Source organism: Pedobacter paludis (assembly GCF_003173575.1).
GTDB lineage: Bacteria > Bacteroidota > Bacteroidia > Sphingobacteriales > Sphingobacteriaceae > Pedobacter > Pedobacter paludis.
Window position 1 is genome coordinate 1 of the sequence record NZ_QGNY01000013.1, and the last position, 21,472, is coordinate 21,472.

The following is a 21,472-nucleotide window of genomic DNA, read 5'->3' on the forward strand; positions in this document are numbered from 1 at the left end:
TATATGCACAGGCAGAGTAAAATTAAAATCAGGACCTATAAACGAAAAAATAGCAGCCAGAATGAACTAACTGCTATTTAAATTGTAATTTTTATTAATCCTGTATCGCTATTTCAGGACTAGTCAGTTTAAACTTTTCTACTTTAAACCTTCAACTTTTTAGTATCCGAAAATCTGCTCTAAACTTAGTTTAGTAACAGGTCCAAATTTTTCTAAATCTGCCATATTGATTTTCTTTTCTGAAGCTACAATACAATAATCGTATGGCTTACCAGATAAATTACTTCTGTGGAAGGCCTTAATATCTGCAAAAGTTAAAGGTTTCAAATTAGCATATTCATCAATTCTTGAATCGTGATCAAAGCCTAATTTTTTATCGGCAAGATAACTATAAATGATTCCGTCTTTTGTGATGCGAGCAGTTTCTAAACCATTCAATGCATTGTTTTTTGATAAGTCATAAGATTTATCCGATTCAGGCAAAGTGGTTAAAAGCTCATTCATTCCGGCAACTGCGTCATTCATTTTATCAGCCTGTGTACCTACGTAAGCCACAACTGTATTCTCCTTTTCTTTGCTGTTTGGTGAAGAATAAACGGCAAAAGTCGAATATGCCAATGCTTTCGATTCGCGAATGGTTTGGAACACGACAGAGCCCATTCCTCCACCGAAGTAGTTGTTAAATAGACCAATTTTAGCGGCATTTGCTGGATCGTACAATCCACCGTTACGCACCCAACGAATTTCAGCCTGCACCATATCGTAATCAGCAAAGTACACCTTGCTGGCATCTGTAACAGTGTAAGTAAATTTCTTCATCGGAGTTGCTGGTGTAAATGAAGCTGGCAAGGTATGAACCTTAGTTATATCAGTAGTGAAAGCAGGCAATGCTTTAGGTCCGAAATAGGTAATTGTATGTTTAAAGCCGGTTAACGTATGTAAGATGTTAATCAAATCTGCCGATTTCATATTTTTTATCTCATCATTTGTTAGGCCATAATTAAATGGATTATCAGCACCATATTGAGCGTAGCTCATTAAACCGCCAAGAATGGATGCTTTATTCAATTTTGCATTATCTCTAGCTTTTAACAAGCGACCTTTTAAGTCTTCCAACGCTTTTTCATTTGGTTTACAGTTTGCCAATACATCTTCTACTAGCGCTACAGCTTTGTCGAAATTTTCTTGTAAACCGCTAATTGAAACCGTGGTCACATCAGTGCCTACATTAACATTGTAGCTACAGGCAATATTGTAAAATGCTTTGCTAATGTCTTCTGCAGAATATTTGTCTGTACTTAAAAATGCCAGGTATTGCGCTGCATAAGGTAAAAGTTTTGAATTGTAAGAGCCCATATCGAAACGGTAACTCATTCTAAAAATGCTGTTTTCTACGTTCTGAACATAAATCACATCGGCAATTCCTGCTTTACCAAAGCTTAAATCTTTTGTATAATCTAAAAACTTAGGTGCAATTGGTTTAACTGGCGACTCAATTACGCCTTTTGTAAATGGAGATACTTCGTTTACATTGGTTTTAACAGCAGTTATGGTAGGTTTTTCAACTTTAATAATGCTCTTGTCTTCGCCCTTGTGTTTAAGTACCGAAACGTAGTTGTTGATGAAAAATTTATTGGCAAAATCTACAATTTCTTTTTTTGTTACTTTGCCCATTGCATCAGTCGATGCAAGGGTTTTATCCCATTCTGTTCCTCTATTTTCGATAAAGGCAGTCATGGTTGCATCAGCACGAGCATCATTATTATCGTAAGCCTGAAGTTCGCCCAATTTTGTGTTTGCAACGGTAGCTTTAATTAAGCTTTCATCAAATTCGCCTTTCTTTAATAAATCAACTTGCTCCAATAATAATTTTTGGGCATCTTCCAAACTTTGACCAGCTTTTGGCGAAGCAGATAATATGAAGACTCCATAATCTTTCATTTGGTTGTAACCCGCACCAGCTCTTAAAACTTTTTGTTGTTTGTTTAGGTTAATATCTAGCAAACCTGCTTTACCGTTTGATAAAATGCTTCCGATTAAATCCAGCAACAAGCTTTGGTGTGTGTTTTGAGCAAAACCACGGTAAGCAACATATAAACTTTCTGCACTCGGACCATTAATATCAATTTTTTGAATGGTTGTTAAAGGTTTTTCTGGTGCAGGATTGTAAAGTGCAAATGGCTTTGGAACCATGTAAGCGAAATCTTTATCAATTTTTTTGATCAAATCATCGTAGTTAATATCTCCAGACATGATTAAAGCCATGTTGTTTGGCACATAATACTTGTTGTAATATTTTCTAATTTCTACTAACGATGGATTTTTCAAATGTTCAATGGTACCAATAGTAGTTTGTTGGCCATAATTATGTGTAGGAAACAAAGCATAAAGCATTTTCTCGTACATTTTACGTTGATCGTTATCCATACCGATGTTTTTCTCTTCATAAACAGCCTCAAGCTCTGTATGGAAAATACGGAAAACCGGTGCACGGAAACGCTCAGCCTGTACGGCTAAAAACTTATCAATTGCATTTGATGGTAAATTTTCTTCGTAAACGGTTTCTTCAACTGATGTATGTGCATTGGTTTGCTCGCTGCCAATTGATTTCATCATTTTATCGTACTCATTCGCGATAGAATAATTAGAAGCCTCGCCAGAAGTTTTATCAATTTCCTTATAAATTTCTTTGCGTTTAACTGGATCAGTAGTTTTGTTATAAGTTTCGTAAAGGGCCTCGATTTTATCCAGATAAGGCTTTTCTTTGGCATAATTTAACGTTCCAAACTTATCTGTACCTTTAAACAAAAGGTGTTCTAAATAATGTGCTAAACCTGTATTGGTTCTAGGATCGGTATTGCTACCTGCTCTAACCGCCATTTTATACACAATATTTGGTTCTTTGTTGTTTTGCGATAAAATTACAGTTAATCCATTTTTTAAGGTATAAAAACGTGTTTTGGTTGGATCGTTGGTTACATACTTATAAGTGTAACCACCAGATGTTCCTGTTTTCCACTGATAACTGGTTTGCGCTTTTGCAAATGTGCCAGTAATTAGAAAACAAGCTAAAGTAAATAGTTTGAACTTCATTTGTTTGAATTGGTTTTTTATGAACATGAACTCTATTTGGTGGTTAATTTATCCAAATTAGAAGCTTCATTTATAATAAGTTATTTATCCAAAGATAAATGCTTTTGTGTATTGAACGAAATGGTTTTTGCAATTATTAACTAAAAGATTAGTGGTTATTTGTTTTTACATATAAAATTGAGGTTTATTGTGCCTTAAATTTTATAATCTGTATTTTTACCAGCATGACAAAGCAAAGCACAAAACCCAATATTTTAGTTGTGAACGATGACGGAATAACGGCTACGGGAATAAAAAACCTAATGGAAGTTATGCAAGAGATTGGAAATGTTGTTGTGGTTGCGCCCGATAGTCCACAAAGCGGTATGGGGCATGCCATAACAATAGGCAAGCCAATTCGCTTCGATAAAGTAGAGCTTTACCCGGGTGTAGAAATGTACAAATGCAGCGGTACACCTGTTGATTGTGTAAAAATTGCGGTGAATAAAATTTTCAAGGGCAAAAAACCAGATTTATGCGTTTCTGGAATTAATCACGGATTGAACAATTCCATCAATGTAATTTATTCCGGAACCATGTCGGCCGCAGTTGAAGGGGCGATAGAAAAAATTCCTTCAATCGGTTTTTCTTTGGATGATTTTGCAGCAGATGCTGATTTCAGTTTTACCAAAAAATACATAAAAACCATTTGCGAGCAAGTTTTAGAACATGGTTTGCCCGAGGGTACACTGTTAAATGTAAACTTCCCGAAAGGTGATCAATTAAAAGGGATTAAAATCTGTCGCCAAGCCAACGCCAAATGGGCTGAAGATTTTGAAGAAAGGATTGATCCATACAAAAGACCTTATTATTGGCTAACAGGTGTATTTCAAAATTTTGATAAGGGAGAAGATACAGATGTATGGGCCTTGGAAAATAATTATGTTTCTATCGTCCCGGTTCAGTTCGATTTAACTGCACATCACGCCATTCAAATGCTAAACAGCTGGGATTTTGTAGAAAAGGGTAATGCTAAGGGAGAACAGCCAAAGCAGAAAATTTCTGCACCCGATGGTTTAAACTTAGGCTAAATCTTTTCGGGTAATGAATCAAAAACTTAAAAATTTAAATAATTCGGTTTGGGTGGGGTTGGCAATTGGCCTTTTAACGCCTGCCATACTTTGTTCTATCGCTTACTATATAATTACGCATGTAACCTATTTGGCAAAAGCAGATTTATTGTACATTGGTGGAATTGCGATAAACGCTTACACCATGCAATACTTTTTTAAATACAACAAAGAAAATATTGGAAGAGGAATTTTAGCTGCCACTTTTTTATGCGCTTTTGCTTTTTTCTTTTATAAGGTATTTTAAAATTGATTCCGTCATTGCGAGGCACGAAGCTCCAAAGGAGTGACGATAAATGATAAAAAATGAAATACTATCTCGTAGCCGGAGAAGCATCAGGCGATTTACACGGTGCAAATTTAATGAAAGCTTTAAAGGCTGAAGATGAAGATGCTGTGTTTAGATATTTTGGTGGCGATAAAATGCAGGCTGAAGGTGGCGAATTGGTAAAACATTATGCCGACATGGCCTTTATGGGTTTTACGGAAGTTTTGATGAATTTGAGCACAATTTTCAAAAACCTAAAAACTTGTAAAAACGATATTTTGGCCTGGAAACCCGATGTTTTAATCTTAATCGATTTTCCTGGTTTCAATTTGAAAATAGCTGAGTTTGCCAAAAAGAGCGGCATTAAGGTTTGCTATTATATTTCTCCAAAAATATGGGCCTGGAACCAAAAAAGGGTTTTAAAAATTAAGAGAGATGTAGATCAGATGTTCTGTATTTTGCCTTTCGAAGTCGATTTTTATAAAGAGTGGGGCATGGATGTAAATTATGTTGGTAATCCACTGTTAGATGAAATTGCACAATTCACGCCCGACGTAAATTTCAGGCAGAACAATAATCTGGGTGATAAAAAAATTATTGCATTTTTACCGGGAAGCAGAAAACAGGAAATAGAAAGGCTTTTGCCCGATATGTTGAGCATTACCGATCAATATCCTAATTATGCATTTGCCATAGCAGCCGCACCAACCTTTAACGAAAGTTATTATCAGCAGTTTATTGGAGATAAAGAAGTACATCTATTATTTAACAATACCTACAATTTATTGCATAATGCACATGCTGCAATTGTGGCTTCTGGTACCGCTACCTTAGAAACGGCACTGTTCAAAGTTCCTCAGGTTGTGGTGTATAAAGGCGGTAAAATTTCTATCGCTATCGCAAGAATGCTGGTAAAAATTAAATTTATTTCTTTGGTTAATCTAATTGTAAATAAAAAGATTGTAACCGAGCTTATTCAAGAAGATTGCAATACCAAGATGATAAATGAAGAGCTTCAGATTGTTCTTGAAGGAGCGGGTAGATCACAAATGCTGAGTGACTATAATGGCTTATTAAATTTAATGGGTACTCCTGGCGCCTCAGAAAAAACGGCTAAATTAATTTACACCAATCTTCAACAAAGCTAATTTCGCAATTGTAACTTTTTAGCGGGTTTTTCATTTTTTTTAAAACAAAACACGGTTTAAGTCGTTACTAAATCGTTTTGCGGAAATCCTAATCATCCCTAATTAATTCTATCGCTCTCATTAATTACGTGATTAATTGGCCGCATTGCGTAATCAATTATAAACTAAACTAGTGAGTGCCAATGAAAAACATTTTACTTAGGCTATCAGGATTCCTATGCCTGATCCTACTTTCAAGCCCCCAGTTGTTTGCGAATTTAAAGAGCGAAAACAAAAACTACAGCCTCTATTATTTTCAGCAAGACACAACTAAAAAAGACACCTCCAAAAAAGACACGAGCAAAAAAGTACCTGTCGCAAAACCTGCAGATTCGGTAAAAGCACCCGTTAATCCTTTAGGTGGTGCAAGTCCTGTTATCGCAACACCGCCACCAACAGAACCAGCTGTACCTACTGCCGCGGCAGCGCCGGCCGGACAAGCGGGACAAAACACCATTACCGGAACCGTGTTAGATGAAAAAAACATTGGTCTTCCCGGAGTTGGAATTAAAGTCCGCGGTAAAACCGGTGGAACAGTTACTCAAGAAAATGGAAAGTTTTCGATAAAGGTTTCATCTCCGACGGATGTTTTGGAATTTAGCTACATTGGCTACGCTACCCGATCCTTGCCAGCAGGCAATGGCAGTACGCCATTATCGGTAAAACTCGTTCCTTCCGATTCCCAGAAACTGGATGAAGTTGTGGTGGTTGGTTATGGTACCTTAAAAACCAAAGAAGTTACCTCATCTGTTGCCCACATTGATACCGCACAGTTTAGGCAGGGCGGTTCGAGAAATGCCTTGGATTTAATTCAAGGAAAGGTAGCCGGCTTAAACATTACCAGAGGGAGTGGTTCAAACCCAAATTCTAGTCCAAGCGTACAATTGCGTGGTGTGGTTTCCGTAACAGGAAGCGCCAGCCCACTTTTTGTAATCGATGGGATTCCGGGCGGTAATCCAGATCTGCTTCAACAGGATGATATCCTATCCGTAGATGTTTTAAAAGATGGATCTGGCGCAGCCATTTACGGTACAAGTGCAAATGCCGGTGTAATTTTAATTACAACTAAAAAAGGAAAACCAGGTGCACCAACCTTTAATTATTCTGCGTACATCCGTAAAGAATTTATTCAAAACAGATTGGATTTTTTAACTGCCGATGAATTTAGAGCTAAAATTGCTTCAAAGCAGATTGATGCAATAGATCGTGGTGGAGATAACGATTTATACAATCTTTTGGTTAATCATGGAAACTTTTCTCAAAATCATAACCTTTCACTTTCTGGCGGAACAGATAAGACGAGCTACAGAGCAAGTATAAACTACCGCGATTTAGAAGGTATTGCAAAAGAAAATGATCGTAAGGAATACACCCTTAGGTTAAATGTAAATCAAAAAGGATTAGATGATAAACTGAATATCCAGATGAATTTAGCCACCAACTTTAACAACGCTAACTTGTTAGGTGGCGGTGGCTGGGAAGAGGAGCAGGCTAAAAATCCTACAACGTTAATCTTCAAGCCAGATGGTAGTTATTATTTCGATAATCAAAGTACCAATCAATACGCACGTTTATTTCAGGAAACAAATTATCGTAAGCAACAAACCTCAAGTGCAGATGTTAAAGCAGACTTGGACATCATAAAAGGGTTAAAAGCTTCGGTTTTTGGATCGGTGCAAAGAAATAGCTATATAGATGGCGGATATGCACTTTTAGGAAGTGAAAACTCTGTCGAGAATAGCGATTATCCAAATGGTGGATACGCTTTCAAAAGTAATTTCTTATCTCAGGCTTTTGCTTTAGAGCCAACCTTATCTTACAATACGGTTATTGCAAAAAGACATTCAATTTCTGCAGTTGCAGGTTATAGCTACCGTTACTATATAGAAGAAGGTCAGGATGCAAACAATCGTGGTTTCTTAAACGATCAATTTAATGAAGATAACTTAAACCAAGGTCAGGCTTTAGCTGATGGTAAAGCATCATTGGGAAGTTTTAAAAATGATAATACGTTAATTGCATTCTTCGGTCGTATTAATTATGCATTTGATGGTAAATATTTGGCTCAATTTATTTTAAGACGAGAAGGATCATCAAGATTTGGAGATAATAATAAATGGGGCAGTTTCCCAGCGGTATCTTTAGGTTGGAATGTTACCGAAGAAAACTTCATGAAGAATATTAAATGGGTTAACTATTTAAAATTAAGAGTGGGTTATGGCGTAACAGGTAATTCTGGTTTTGAAAACAATGCTTCAAGAGTTGTACTAGGAACTGGTGGAAAGTATCTATATCCAGATGGTTCATATCGAGAAACTTATGGGCCAACCAGAAATGCCAATCCATTCCTGAAATGGGAAAGTAAACGCGAAACCAATATCGGTGCCGATTTCACTTTGTTTGGCAGTAAGTTAACCGGTTCATTAGATTTATTTGATAGAACAACAAAAGATTTATTGGATACTTACACCACACCTCAACCGCCTTACGTTCAATCTTCAATTTTTGCAAACGTAGGTACCATTTCCTCAAAAGGTATCGAGCTGGCATTGAGTTATACTGCGGTGAAAAACAAAGATTTTACTTTCAGTATGGACTTTACTGGAAGTACAATTAAGAATAAGTTAGATTCTTATTCAAACGATATCTATACCGTTAAATACAAAACCTTTGGTGGTATTGGTGGAGCTGGAGATTTAGGTGATGCCATTACAACTTACGAAGGCGAGGATTTAGGCGTATTTTGGGGCAAAAAGTTTGCAGGTTTTGATGCACAGGGAAAATGGTTATTCTTTAATAGAAATGGTCAGGCTGTTCATAACGATCAGATCAACTATTCTAAAGATAAAAACTTAACAGATTTGCAACCAATCGGCAATGCGATTCCAAAGTATTATGCATCCTACACCGCAAATTTTGCTTATAAAAACTGGGATTTAAGAGTGTTTTTAAGAGGTAAATTCGACTACCAGATTTTAAATACCACGGCTTTAACTTATGGTAACCCTTCTATCAAAGGATCGAACTACCTAAGTGAGGCATTTACAAAATACAGCCAGATCAACGATACGTTTATGTATTCTGACTATTATTTAGAAAATGGAACAAACGTTAAAATTGATGAGGTTACTTTAGGTTATAATTTTAAACTGAAAACCAAATTAATCCGTAACCTTCGCGTTTATGCAACTGGCCAAAACTTAGCAACCATTACCGGTTATTCTGGTAACGATCCTGATTTCATTCAAGATACTGGTTTAGGCCCTGGGGTTGATAATCGTGGTGCTTATCCAAGTACGCGTTCTTTCCTTTTTGGTGTTAACGTTGGCTTTTAATTTATACGATAATGAAAAACAAATCAATAATATATACAGCATTAATAGCAATTATAGGCATGAGCAGTGCTTGTACCAAGCTTGATGAGAATGCATACGATGTAATTCCGGCAGATAAATTTTATACCAATAAAAATGAAGTTTTATCTGCTGTTTTAAGACCATACACACACGCCAATGCTTGGGTAACGCCTTCGCAACAAGATGGTTGGTGGCGCCTGGCAGAACTTTCTGGCGATCAATTGGCATGGCCAACCAAAGGCCCGCATGGTGAAGATGGTGGAAAATGGAAAAGACTTCACTATCACAGCTGGACGGTTGATGAAGGCGGAATAAACAATGCCTGGTCGTTAATGTATGGTGGCGTTGGATATTGTAATGACCCAATTGCAAACATCAGCACCCGAGATATCTCGGCTATGGGAATTACTCAGGAAGAAAAAAATGCTTATGTATCGGAGTTAAAACTTTTGCGTGCATTTCACTTCCTAAAATTAATGGATCTTTTTGGAGGCATCCCTCTTGCAACAGAACCGGCTGATCCTGCAAATCCAATTTATCCAACAACTACAAGTAGAAAAGATGTCTTCAATTTTATTGAGAAAGAAATAAAGGATAACATTAACAACGTACCAAAACTTTCTAGGGCAATGCTTGGGCGTATGTCTCAGGCAAGCGGTTACGCCATGCTGGTAGAGCTTTATTTAAATGCAGAAGTTTGGACGGGTACACCACGTTGGGATGATTGTATTGCCGCTGCGGATAAGTTAATTAATAACGAGGGCGGAGGTCAAAATGGTGCTATGGCGCTAGATCCAAACATTTCTGATCAATTTAAAAACACCAACGATTTATCAAAAGAGGTAATATTCTCTATTGCTTACGATTATACCAGAGCGAAATTTGAACCCTCTTGGACAGGTGAATTTTACCATTTTGCTCAGAAAGATATATATGGTGGCGGTAGAAATGGTAACGATGGTATTGTATTAGTTCCGGGCGTTTATACAACCTATAAAGCCGATGATTTGCGCAAAACCAATTGGTTATTGTTTGGTCCACAGATTAAGTTTTCAGATGGTGTTTCTCCAGTTTTGGGTACGGTAGAGTATGCAGATAAACCTTTATCTTTTGTAGATAATATTCAGAAAAACAGTAAAGGTTCTACCGTTTCTACAATGAGCGAAGGTGAAGAGAACAGTGGTGTTCGCTTTAATAAGTACAAGCTTGGTAACTCGATTGCAGGTGTTGTTAATGGCGTTAAAGTAGAGGTAGATCCAAATTATAACAATACCGATTGGAATGTTTACCGTTTAACCTGGATTTACTTTGCAAAGGCTGAAGCTTTAATGCGCAAAAACGGCGGTGTTGCAACAGCCGATGCCGTAACCTTGATTAATACCTGTAAACAACGGGCTTACACGGCGGCAACCTGGCCTGCAAATGCTTATACTCCAGCAACTTTAACATTAGATGAATTGCTTGCAGAACGAGGAAGAGAATTTATTTTTGAAGGATTTAGAAGAGATGATTTAATCCGTTTTGGTAAGTTTACAACTGGTACCTGGTGGGATCATACCGCATCTTCTGCCATTAGAAATCTGTATCCAATTCCACAAAGGCAAAGAGACCTTAATCCGAAGTTAACACAAAACCCAGGATACTAATTAAATAAATAAAGGCGCTTAACAGCGCCTTTATTGTTATAAAATATTTTAGGTTTTCATAAGGAGAAACTCAATACAAAAAGATAATATTAGATTATCTAAATCGATTAACATTAAAGGAAAATTAAATATTAACCTTTATATTTATCCGAAATTATAATCAGTATTTTTACGTATTTTTGGTTTAAGTACCTAACCAAATAAAGAACACCCTCACAAATGAAAACGCTTTCGATTAAAGATATAGCGGTACAGGCAAACGTATCCATCACAACAGTTTCGTTTATTATTAACGGTAAAGCCAAGGAAAAATCAATTAGCGAGGCCGTAATTGAAAAAGTTGAGAAAATTATCGAAGAAAGTGGTTATAAGCCAAATCAAATTGCAAGGAGTTTAAGAACAGGTAATTCTAATATTATCGGTTTAATTATCGAAGACATTTCAAACTCTTTTTTCTCTAGAATAGCACGTTTAATTGAAGACAAAGCTTATAAAAGAGGTTATAAAATTATTTATTCAAGTACAGAAAATAGTGTAGATAAGGCAAAAGAACTGATCAATATGTTCAAATCCAGAAAAGTAGATGCCTACATTATTTCGCCAATTAAAGGCATTGAAGAAGATATTAATATGCTTTTAACGGATAACAAGCCCGTTATTTTATTTGATAGAAATCTGCCCAATGTAGATACCAATTATGTAGGTGCCGATCATTTTAATGCTTCTTATCAATCCATCGAAAGCTTTATAAAACAGGGTAAAAAGAACATTGCACTTGTAACAACAGATATTGATGTACAGCAAATTACCGAGCGTTATGATGGTTATAAAAAAGCTTTAGAAGATAACGGCATTACTTACAGTGATGATTTGGTTGTAAAAATTCATTTCAATCAGGAAGAAGCAGAAACCATAAGCCAAATAAAAACTTTACTCGAATCTAAAAAGATTGATGCCGTATTATTCGCAACCAACTATTTAGCCATTAGTGGGTTAAAGGTTCTGAAGCAGATCAATAAAAAAATAGGAGATGAATTTGCTGTTATTGCCTACGATGATCATGAAGCATTTGAACTCCACACACCAAGCATTTCAACGGTTCAGCAACCCTTAGAAGAAATTGCTGAAACGGTTATAAAATTGATTCTAAGCCAGTTATCCTCAAAAACAAAGTTAGAAAACCAACAGGTTATCATTCCGGCCAAGCTGATCATTAGAGATTAATATTTTATTGTAACATTAATATTACTAAAGCCTGTTTCTATATGGCGTAAAATTCTCTAATATTGAATTTAGTAAAACGTTTTACGTTATCTCGTTAAAAGTCCTTTCTCCAAACAAAATTTCAAGACGGATTTTTCCGTTAAAAGTTTGAACAGTAAAGTGTTATCGATTTAGTAAAACCTTTTATGAATATAATGCAACCAAATAAATAATTATGAGAAATCTTTGCCTGCTAGCGATATGCCTATTGTTCGGTTTAAATTCAAACGGACAAGACAAAGCTCCAGCTTATCCACTTATTACACACGATGCCTATTTCAGTATTTGGTCTTTCAGTGATCAGCTTAATCAATCGGCAACGAAACATTGGACAGGAAAAGAGCAATCTTTATTAGGTGTAATCAAGGTGGATGATAAATTCTACCGCTTTCTTGGTGCAGAAACAAAAGCTTACAAGGCGATTCTTCCCGTTGCAGATGAACAAAATTATCAAGCCAGCTATACATTTTCTAAACCTGAAGAATCTTGGAATACACTGGCATTTAATGATAGCGATTGGAAAAAAGATAATGCACCTTTCGGCGATGACAATTCGGCAAAAACAAAATGGAATACGGATGATCTTTATTTCCGCAGAAAATTTTCTGTATCAGATGTATCACCAGCCAAAAAATACTTAAAGCTAAATCACGATGATAATGTTATTGTATTCTTAAATAGTAAAATAATTTATCAGAAAAGAGGATATGTGTCAGACTATATTTATCTACCAATTCCAGATGGTGTTTTAAAAACCGGTGAAAATATTTTGGCTATAAACTGTAAGAACACTGCAGGCGGAAGACATTTGGATGCTGGTATTGTTGAAGAATTGCCGAGCGGAACAAATATTGCCCCGGCAACACAAACAAATGTTACTGTAGAGGCAACCAAAACCAATTATACTTTTACTTGCGGTAAGGTGAATTTGAAGGTGACTTTTACTTCGCCACTTTTGCTTAATGATATTAAGTTAAGTGCTAGACCAATCAGTTACATCGGTTACACCGTAAAATCTACAGATTCAAAAGCGCATAAGGTTGATGTTTACTTCAGTGCATCTTCAAACTTGGCTGTTAACACACCTGGGCAAGAAGTTTCTGCCTGGAAAAACATAAAAAATAATCTTTCCATTTTAAAAGCCGGAACGGTGGAACAGCCTATTTTGAAAAAACGTGGCGATGATGTGAGAATTGACTGGGGCTACATGTATGTTGCCGTACCTTCCAAATTTAATGCAAAACAATTTATTGGTCAGCAAAGTGCAAACCTAAAAAGTTTTGTTGGTGCTCAATATCCTATGAAATCTGAAGTTTTAAAAAGTAGAACGTTAGATTTAAGCAGTGTTATTCCATTTGGTTCAGTTACTTCTACACCTGTAGAAAAGTATATCCTATTGGGTTATGATGATCTCAAACCTGTTGAATATTTTGGTGAAAAATTATCTCCGGTTTGGAATCAATCAGGTAAGGAAAATTTCGAAGGTTTACTGGCTAAGGCAAACGGTGAATATGAAGAACTAAAGGCCAAAACAAGTGCATTTGATGCCAAGCTTTATGCAGATGCCAAAAAGGCTGGTGGTGTAGAATATGCTGATCTATGCAAGTTGGCTTACAGACAGAGTGTTGCCGCACACAAAATTGTCTATGCTCCAAATGGCGATATTTTATTCTTGTCTAAAGAAAATTTCAGTAATGGATCTATAAATACGGTAGATGTTACTTATCCTTCGGCGCCACAGTATTTAGTTTATAATCCTGAATTATTAAAGGGAATGCTAAACGGTATTTTTTACTATTCGGAAAGTGGAAAATGGAAAAAACCTTTCGCTGCGCATGATTTGGGAACATATCCTTTAGCAAATGGCCAAACCTATGGCGAAGATATGCCTGTAGAAGAAGCAGGGAATATGATTATTTTAACTGCGGCAATTACCAAGGCAGAAGGCAATGCAAAATATGCAGAGAAGCATTGGGAAGTAATGTCGGTTTGGGCAGATTATTTATTAAGAGAAGGTTTCGACCCTGCAAATCAATTGTGTACCGACGATTTTGCAGGTCACTTGGCCCGCAACTCAAATTTATCGGTAAAGGCAATTGTGGCCTTAGGCGGTTATGCGCAAATGGCCGAAAAACTTGGTAAAACGGAAATAGCAGCCAAATACAGGACAGCGGCTTTGGAAATGGCCAAAAACTGGATGAAACTTGCCGATGATGGCGACCATTATGCATTAACATTTAACGATAAAAATACTTGGAGCCAGAAATACAATTTGGTGTGGGATAAGCTTTTAAAACTTGATCTTTTCCCTTCAGAGGTTTATAAAAAGGAAATTAATTTTTACTTAACGAAACAAAAGGATTTTGGCTTACCATTAGACAGCCGCAGAACCTACACCAAATCGGATTGGATTATGTGGACAGCAACTTTAGCTGATAACGAAGCAGATTTTCAAAAATTTATTCGCCCAATTTACAAATACGCAACCGAAACAGTTAGTCGCGTTCCATTGAGCGATTGGCATGAAACCATAAACGGAAAAATGACTGGCTTTCAAGCCAGAAGCGTAGTGGGCGGTTATTTTATTAAGCTTTTAGCCGATAAATGGAATATTAAATAAAGATAATACCCTTTCAGGCGATGCTTGCACGATCTACTTATGCAAGCATCGCCCTGAAAATTAAATCATCACTATGAAAAACAGAATTATTTTTCTCTTTTCTCGCTAGCCAATTTTATCTCCTAATTATTAAAGCATGAGAAACCGAACATTTTACTACACAATATTAACCGCAATGGTGGTTTGTTTTGTGCAAAATAATGTTTTGGCGCAGGTAAAATCTAAAGAAAAAACATCTTTTCAAATATCGGCACCATGGAGTGCAGATTATGATGTAAGATCGGATATCGCCATGGTTTATGGCATAAACGATAACAATGGCAATTTCGAAGAACGTGTAAAAGGATATCGGGATAAAGGTTACGAAGTTCAGTTTATGACCGGAATTGCGTGGGGCCAATACAAAGATTATTTTCTAGGCGAATGGGATGGTAAAAATCATTTGGATGAAGGCCAGATGATGCAGAATGGAGAAACCATTTGGCATGGTAAAAATGTTCCTTACACATTGCCAACCCCAAGCTACATCGCTTACATGAAAACACATGTTAAGCGGGCAATTGATGCAGGCGTTACCGCAATTTATTTGGAAGAACCAGAATTTTGGGCAAGAGCCGGTTATGGCGATGCCTTTAAAAAAGAATGGCAAAATTATTACGGTTTCCCTTGGATGGCTCAGCACGAATCGCCTGAGGCAACTTATCTATCCTCAAAACTCAAATATCAATTATACTTCAATGCCTTAAAAGAGGTTTTTAGCTATGTAAAAAGTTATAGCCAAAGCGTAGGCAAAAGAGTTAAATGTTTTGTGCCTACACACTCATTGTTAAACTATTCTTCATGGCATATTGTTAGTCCGGAGGCGAGTTTGGCAAACTTAGATGGTATGGACGGCTACATTGCACAAGTGTGGACAGGTACTTCTCGAGAACCGGTTTTTTACAATGGAAAAAGTAAGGAACGGGTATTTGAAAATGCATTTTTAGAGTATGGTTCTATGGTTTCTATGACCGCTCCAACAGGAAGAAAAATTTTCTTTTTAACGGATCCAATAGAAGATAGGGCAAGATCCTGGGATGATTACAAAATTAATTATCAGGCAACATTTACTGCAGAGTTATTGTACCCAATGGTTGATAATTATGAAGTAATGCCATGGCCTAATCGAATTTATAAAGGCAAGTTTAGTGTTGAAGGTATGCAGGAGAAACAGCCAATTGCACCTGCGTATGCAACGCAAATGCAGGTAATGGTTAATTCCCTAAACCAAATGCCCTTATCAAAAAATAAATTAAATGGCAGTCAGGGCATCGGTGTTTTGCTATCCAATTCCTTAATGTTTCAAAATTATCCAACGCATCAGGGTTATAACGATCCATACCTTTCTAATTTTTACGGAATGGCGATTCCTTTGTTAAAGCATGGGGTTCCTGTAGAAACGGTGCACATGGAAAATTTGGCCAATAAAAATACCCTGAAGGATCTGAAGGTGCTTATCATGACCTATTCGAACATGAAACCATCAGCAGCAGAAAACCATGTTGAATTGGTTAAATGGGTAAAAAATGGAGGCGTTTTAGTTTATTATGGTAGAGATAATGATCCATTTCAAAATGTAAAGGAATGGTGGAATACAGGAGGTAATACATTCAAGGCACCATCCGAGCATTTATTTGGTTTGATGGGGATTAGTGAAAGTGCAGGTAAATCCAGTTATCAGGTTGGAAGCGGAAAAGTGTTCATCATTAGAAAAGATCCAAAAGAACTTATTATGAATGCCAATGGCGATACTGAATTTATAGCCACAATTAAACAAGCTTACGAAACAGAGGCCAAAGCGGGATCATTTATCACTAAAAATAACTTTGTTTTAGAACGCGGTCCATTTACAATCGCGGCGGTTTTAGACGAAAGTGAAAGTAAGGAACCCTTAAAGCTAGAAGGAACTTTAATCGATCTGTTCAATCCCGAACTGCCAGTTATTCATGAAAAAATCATTCAACCGGGTACGCAAGCTTATTTGTTTAACATTTTTGAAGTAGAGAATAAAAATAAGCCACAAATTTTAGCTGCTGCGTCAAGAGCAACAAACGAAGTTGTAACCAAAAACAGTTTCACATTTATTGCAAAAAGTCCTTCAAACACAAACAACATCATGCGGATATTATTGCCCGCAAAACCAAAAAATAGTACAGCAGTAAAAGGTGGAACAAATTTATCCCTTACAAAAAATGAATGGGACGAGCAATCGAAAACGCTTTTATTAGGCTTTGAAAATTTCAGCGAAGGTGTAGAGGTTAACATCAGCTGGTAAAAATAAACACACAAATACACAAATGAAACTAAAATTAATTGCATCCATTTTATTCTGCCTCTCCGTCAAAGGGTTATTGGCACAGCAGAAAGATTGGGTTCACTATGTAAACACCTTACAGGGAACCAACTCCAAACACGAGCTTACCAGAGGAAACACTTATCCAACCACGGCATTGCCTTTCGGAATGCATACATGGACCCCTCAAACCGGAAGAAATGGCGATGGATGGAAGTATCAGTATTTTAAAGATAAAATTAGAGGATTTCAACAAGCACATCAATGCAGCTCATGGACAAGGGATTATGCCGTATTCTCTTTTATGCCTATGGTTGATAATTTGGTGGTTGATGAAAATAAACGGGAAGCCAAGTTTAGCCATGCAGATGAAATTGCAAAACCCAACTATTATAAGGTAAAATTTGCCAATCAGATTACGACGGAAATCTCACCTTCAGAAAGGGGTGCGCATATTCGGTTTACTTATCCAAAAGGGAAAAAGAGCTTTTTAATCTTAGATGGATACACCAGATTAAGTGGCATAAAAATTTATCCAAAGGAGAATAAAATAACCGGTTTCGTAAATAATGGCGAAGGTTTTAAACGTGGCTGGAAAAGTTACTTTGTTGTAGAATTTGATCAACCGATTAAAGCTTATGGAACTTGGGAAAATAAAGGGAATACCATCTCTGCAGATTCTACTTCGGCCGAAGGTTTGGGCAAAGGCGCTTATATCGAATTTGAAGCTGGAGCAAAGGTTCAGGTAAAAACGGCTTCTTCGTACATCAGTTTAGAACAGGCTGAACTGAATTTAAAAAGAGAACTTGGCGCTGATAAAACTTTGGAAAACACCAAAGATAATGCGGCAGCCGTTTGGAATAAATCTTTAGGAAAAGTTGAAGTAGAGGGTGGATCTAAAGCGGATATGGAAACTTTCTATTCGTGTTTTTTTAGAGCAAGTTTGTTTTCGCGTAAGTTTTATGAGTTAGATAAAAATGGAAAGCCATATTATTTCAGTCCATACGATGGTAAAGTGCACGAAGGTTATATGTTTACAGATACCGGCTTTTGGGATACCTTCCGAGCTCAGTTTCCTTTAAACTCTTTGGTACAGCCAGAAATGCATGGAAGATATATGCAAGCCATGATTGATGCTTACGATCAATGTGGATGGTTGCCTTCTTGGTCATTTCCGAGCGAAGCCGGAAGTATGATCGGAAACCACGCCATTTCCTTGCTGGCTGATGCATGGGCAAAGGGCATCAGAACTTTCGATCCTAAAAAAGCGCTTGATGCTTATTATCATGAAGCCATGAATAAAGGCCCGTGGGGGCCGGCAAATGGGCGAGATGGTGTTACGGAATATAACAGAATTGGTTATGTGCCTTTTCCTAAATATAGAGAAGCTACAGCCAAAACGCTAGAGTACGCTTATGATGATTATTGCGCTTACGAACTGGCAAAAATGATTGGCGACAAACATTATATGGAAGTTTTTGAAAAGCCAATGTACAATTACAAAAATGTTTACGATCCATCGACCCGCTTTATGCGTGGTAAAAATGAAAATGGTCAATGGTCGCCAAATTTTGATCCAACAGAGTGGGGTGGACCTTTTACCGAAGGCAATGCATGGCACTGGCAATGGTCTGTTTTTCAAGATACCAGAGGATTGATCAATTTAATGGGAGGCAATCAAAACTTTACAGCAAAGCTAGATTCAGTTTTTAGCGAACCCAACAAAGTTAATGTAGGCACTTATGGCGGCATGATCCATGAAATGACAGAAATGGTTATGGCTAATATGGGGCAGTATGCACATGGAAATCAGCCAATTCAGCATATGGTTTATTTATATAATTATGCAAATCAACCTTGGAAGGCTCAATTCCATGCACGTGAGGTTATGCATAAGTTATACGATGCAACAGAAAACGGTTATCCTGGAGATGAAGACCAAGGTCAAACATCATCGTGGTATGTATTAAGCGCTTTGGGTTTTTACAGTGTAACGCCCGGCACCGGAGAATATGTGTTGGGAAGTCCTGCATTTAGGAAAACGACAATCAATTTAGAAAATGGAAAAAAGTTTGTTATAGATGCTGAGGCAAATAGTGCAACCAACGTTTATATAAAATCGGCGAAGCTAAATGGGAAAGAATATACCAAAAACTTTATTACGCACAGCGATATCATGAAGGGTGGGGTTTTAAAACTAGAAATGGATAGCAAACCAGCTTTAAATAGAGGTTTAAATGAAAATGATAAACCTTTTTCGTTAAGTAAGTAAGCTTAAGGCCGTAATTAAATTGCCAATAGAAATAGAATTAGTTAATACAAGATAGATATAGAATGGAAAAGTCCGTTGCATTAGGTGTAGATATAGGCGGTTCGCATATTACTGCTGCATTGGTAGATTTAGAAACAAGAACATTAATAAAGAATTCGATAAGGCGCAGTGCGATTAATGCTCAAGAAAGTAAGGAAGTAATTTTCGCAGCCTGGTGCAAAATTATTGATGATGCATTTGATGGAATTCCAAATAACGTAAGACATTTAGGTATTGCAATGCCTGGTCCATTCGACTACGAAAAGGGAATTTCACTGATCAAAGATCAAGATAAATTCAAATCGTTATATAAGGTAAATGTGAAAGAAGAACTTGCCAGCAGGTTAAAAATGCCCGCCGAAAATATTCATTTTATTAATGATGCTGCAGGCTTTTTACAGGGAGAGGTTTTTGCGGGTGCGGCAAAAGGAAATGCACATGTATTGGGTTTAACACTTGGAACAGGTTTGGGCTCATCACTCTGCATTGATGATAAAGCAATTGATGCGGATTTATGGAATTCTCCATTTATTGAGGGTATTGCTGAAGATTATTTATCTACACGATGGTTTGTAAAAAGATACCAGCAATTAAGCGGTAAAACATTGGATGGTGTTAAAGAATTGGTAAGCATTGTAAATGTTGATCATTTATCTACAAGGGTTTTCATGGAGTTTGGTTATAACCTAGCTCAGTTTTTAATTCCGATTATCAAAAAGTCAAAAATTGATATCGTTATTATTGGGGGCAACATTGCTCAAGCATTTGATGCCTTTGCGCCAGAATTAATTGCAACATTAAAGGGTAATGGAATAAATACCCCAATTAAAATATCAGAATTAAAAGAACATGCAGCTTTAATTGGCGCTGCAAGCTGCAGTGATGTTAGTTTTAAGTCTATAGCCTCTTAAAAAATCGAATATTTGTTTTTGGTTGGTAAATTATTAGCGCAATTTAAATAGTTAACCAGCTAAAATCTATTTTTTGTAATAAAATATAAGTCTTCTATTCAATTATTATGCTTTTATCAAATAAAGCATAGTAATTTGTCTCTTTCTTCTAGCAAAACATCCTATTTTTCTTATTGTAACAAATATGTTGCGCTGTATTTTCAAGTAAATTCTCTATTATTGAAGACTAAAACGTTTTAGTCCAACCAGATACTTCTAAAAAATAAACCTGCTCTAACTTAGCAGTTTTTTTTAAGACTTTATACTAAAACGTTTTAGCTTTGCTTTAAACAAACTTAACTTAAATAATTAGCACTCAATCTCTTATAGAGACTAAGATAAAACCAAAACAATAAATCAAACCCTAAACCAAACTTTATGAATGAACTCAACTAAAAAACTACTCTAAGCCTCCTAAAGAGAAGCAAAGGTGAATGACTTAACACCTTTAGACCAAATTGATACAATGTTTTTATTTCGATGTAATTGATACCTACTATACAAGGTATGGTACAAATACAACAAAAGATTTTATTATTGAATGCCTTGCAATAATGCTTTAAATAGAACAAATACAGTTCTATTCTGCTAATTCAAGTCTGGTAAACCGTTAAAAACATCCTCAAACATTGGTCTGCGATCAACTAAGACACATTTAATAACTAACAAACTTTAACCTAACTAATTATGACTCTTTTAAAAATTACCAGGAGTGCGATCGGACTTTGTGCAGTTCTGGTTTTACTTCTTGGATGTGGTAAAGAAGAATATCCTTCAGTAGATCTTTTTACCTGGAAAGCCAAAGTAGATGTTACTGCGAAAGCAGCACTTTCTGTTAATATCGAAAGTTCCGGTGGCGCATCAGGTGCGGAAGGATCTGCCAAGGTGGTTGATAATGATTTCAACACAAAATTTCTGATCAATCCCTTTGCATCAAACTTTTACATGCAATTGGCTTTTGCCTCACCACAACAAGTTGCTTCTTATACTTTAACATCTGGAAATGATGCTGCTGGTAGAGATCCGAAAGACTGGAAATTTAGTGGTTCTTTGGATGGTACCACTTGGGTAGACTTGGATACAAGAACTGGCGAGACATTTTCTGGCCGTAATTTAACCAAAACCTACAGCTTCAAAAATAAGGTTTTATACAAATTTTATAGAATTAGCATTTCTGCAGTTGGTAGTGGTTCTTTATTCCAGTTGTCAGAATGGCGTTTAATTGAGGTTCCAGAAGAGCAACAATAGTCTACGCTAAACAAGATTCTTCTGTAAATAAAACACATTAAAATTTGCACCACGAGTTTAAACTGTGGGTAATAAAATTTATTTCAACT

General features: G+C 36.5%; 12 protein-coding genes. 11 read left to right on the forward strand and 1 reads right to left on the reverse strand.

The window, feature by feature from the left end; all coding sequences use genetic code 11:
• Window positions 1-159: 159 nt before the first annotated feature.
• Window positions 160-3,093 (reverse strand): M16 family metallopeptidase, encoded by a 2,934-nt coding sequence (locus DF947_RS21875; protein ID WP_109932986.1) that lies wholly within the window; start codon window positions 3,091-3,093, stop codon window positions 160-162.
• Between the two features lie 224 nt (window positions 3,094-3,317).
• Between DF947_RS21875 and surE the strand changes: the two genes are divergently transcribed.
• The 11 genes from surE to DF947_RS21930 all read left to right on the forward strand — a co-directional run bounded on the left by surE (window position 3,318) and on the right by DF947_RS21930 (window position 21,383).
• Window positions 3,318-4,163 (forward strand): 5'/3'-nucleotidase SurE, encoded by an 846-nt coding sequence (gene surE, locus DF947_RS21880; RefSeq protein ID WP_109932931.1) that lies wholly within the window; start codon window positions 3,318-3,320, stop codon window positions 4,161-4,163.
• Between the two features lie 13 nt (window positions 4,164-4,176).
• The gene (locus tag DF947_RS21885; RefSeq protein WP_109932933.1) at window positions 4,177-4,449 is read left to right on the forward strand and encodes a stationary phase survival protein SurE; all 273 of its coding nucleotides are present in this window, start codon (window positions 4,177-4,179) and stop codon (window positions 4,447-4,449) included.
• Between the two features lie 59 nt (window positions 4,450-4,508).
• Window positions 4,509-5,618, forward strand: a complete 1,110-nt coding sequence (gene lpxB / locus DF947_RS21890) for a lipid-A-disaccharide synthase (RefSeq protein ID WP_109932935.1) — start codon at window positions 4,509-4,511, stop codon at window positions 5,616-5,618.
• 182 nt (window positions 5,619-5,800) lie between these two features.
• On the forward strand, window positions 5,801-8,992 hold the full coding sequence (locus DF947_RS21895; protein WP_109932938.1) for a SusC/RagA family TonB-linked outer membrane protein: 3,192 nt from the start codon (window positions 5,801-5,803) through the stop codon (window positions 8,990-8,992).
• Window positions 8,993-9,003: 11 nt separating this feature from the next.
• Complete coding sequence (locus DF947_RS21900; RefSeq protein WP_109932940.1) at window positions 9,004-10,659, forward strand: RagB/SusD family nutrient uptake outer membrane protein; 1,656 nt, start codon at window positions 9,004-9,006, stop codon at window positions 10,657-10,659.
• A gap of 219 nt (window positions 10,660-10,878) precedes the next feature.
• Window positions 10,879-11,883 (forward strand): LacI family DNA-binding transcriptional regulator, encoded by a 1,005-nt coding sequence (locus DF947_RS21905; RefSeq protein ID WP_109932942.1) that lies wholly within the window; start codon window positions 10,879-10,881, stop codon window positions 11,881-11,883.
• A 214-nt stretch (window positions 11,884-12,097) separates the two neighbouring features.
• The gene (locus tag DF947_RS21910) at window positions 12,098-14,542 is read left to right on the forward strand and encodes a glutaminase family protein (RefSeq protein WP_109932945.1); all 2,445 of its coding nucleotides are present in this window, start codon (window positions 12,098-12,100) and stop codon (window positions 14,540-14,542) included.
• A gap of 136 nt (window positions 14,543-14,678) precedes the next feature.
• On the forward strand, window positions 14,679-16,856 hold the full coding sequence (locus DF947_RS21915; protein ID WP_205940837.1) for a hypothetical protein: 2,178 nt from the start codon (window positions 14,679-14,681) through the stop codon (window positions 16,854-16,856).
• 22 nt (window positions 16,857-16,878) lie between these two features.
• Window positions 16,879-19,146, forward strand: a complete 2,268-nt coding sequence (locus DF947_RS21920) for a GH92 family glycosyl hydrolase (protein WP_109932947.1) — start codon at window positions 16,879-16,881, stop codon at window positions 19,144-19,146.
• Window positions 19,147-19,208: 62 nt separating this feature from the next.
• On the forward strand, window positions 19,209-20,096 hold the full coding sequence (locus DF947_RS21925) for an ROK family protein (RefSeq protein WP_109932949.1): 888 nt from the start codon (window positions 19,209-19,211) through the stop codon (window positions 20,094-20,096).
• Window positions 20,097-20,822: 726 nt separating this feature from the next.
• Window positions 20,823-21,383, forward strand: a complete 561-nt coding sequence (locus DF947_RS21930) for a discoidin domain-containing protein (protein WP_109932951.1) — start codon at window positions 20,823-20,825, stop codon at window positions 21,381-21,383.
• Window positions 21,384-21,472 lie beyond the last annotated feature (89 nt).

What these genes read in the sequence shown, in the direction of transcription:
- DF947_RS21875 (WP_109932986.1), bottom strand. Translation starts at nt 3,093, where the DNA reads ATGAAGTTCAAACTATTTACTTTAGCTTGTTTTCTAATTACTGGCACA.
- surE (WP_109932931.1), top strand. Translation starts at nt 3,318, where the DNA reads ATGACAAAGCAAAGCACAAAACCCAATATTTTAGTTGTGAACGATGAC.
- DF947_RS21885 (WP_109932933.1), top strand. Translation starts at nt 4,177, where the DNA reads ATGAATCAAAAACTTAAAAATTTAAATAATTCGGTTTGGGTGGGGTTG.
- lpxB (WP_109932935.1), top strand. Translation starts at nt 4,509, where the DNA reads ATGAAATACTATCTCGTAGCCGGAGAAGCATCAGGCGATTTACACGGT.
- DF947_RS21895 (WP_109932938.1), top strand. Translation starts at nt 5,801, where the DNA reads ATGAAAAACATTTTACTTAGGCTATCAGGATTCCTATGCCTGATCCTA.
- DF947_RS21900 (WP_109932940.1), top strand. Translation starts at nt 9,004, where the DNA reads ATGAAAAACAAATCAATAATATATACAGCATTAATAGCAATTATAGGC.
- DF947_RS21905 (WP_109932942.1), top strand. Translation starts at nt 10,879, where the DNA reads ATGAAAACGCTTTCGATTAAAGATATAGCGGTACAGGCAAACGTATCC.
- DF947_RS21910 (WP_109932945.1), top strand. Translation starts at nt 12,098, where the DNA reads ATGAGAAATCTTTGCCTGCTAGCGATATGCCTATTGTTCGGTTTAAAT.
- DF947_RS21915 (WP_205940837.1), top strand. Translation starts at nt 14,679, where the DNA reads ATGAGAAACCGAACATTTTACTACACAATATTAACCGCAATGGTGGTT.
- DF947_RS21920 (WP_109932947.1), top strand. Translation starts at nt 16,879, where the DNA reads ATGAAACTAAAATTAATTGCATCCATTTTATTCTGCCTCTCCGTCAAA.
- DF947_RS21925 (WP_109932949.1), top strand. Translation starts at nt 19,209, where the DNA reads ATGGAAAAGTCCGTTGCATTAGGTGTAGATATAGGCGGTTCGCATATT.
- DF947_RS21930 (WP_109932951.1), top strand. Translation starts at nt 20,823, where the DNA reads ATGACTCTTTTAAAAATTACCAGGAGTGCGATCGGACTTTGTGCAGTT.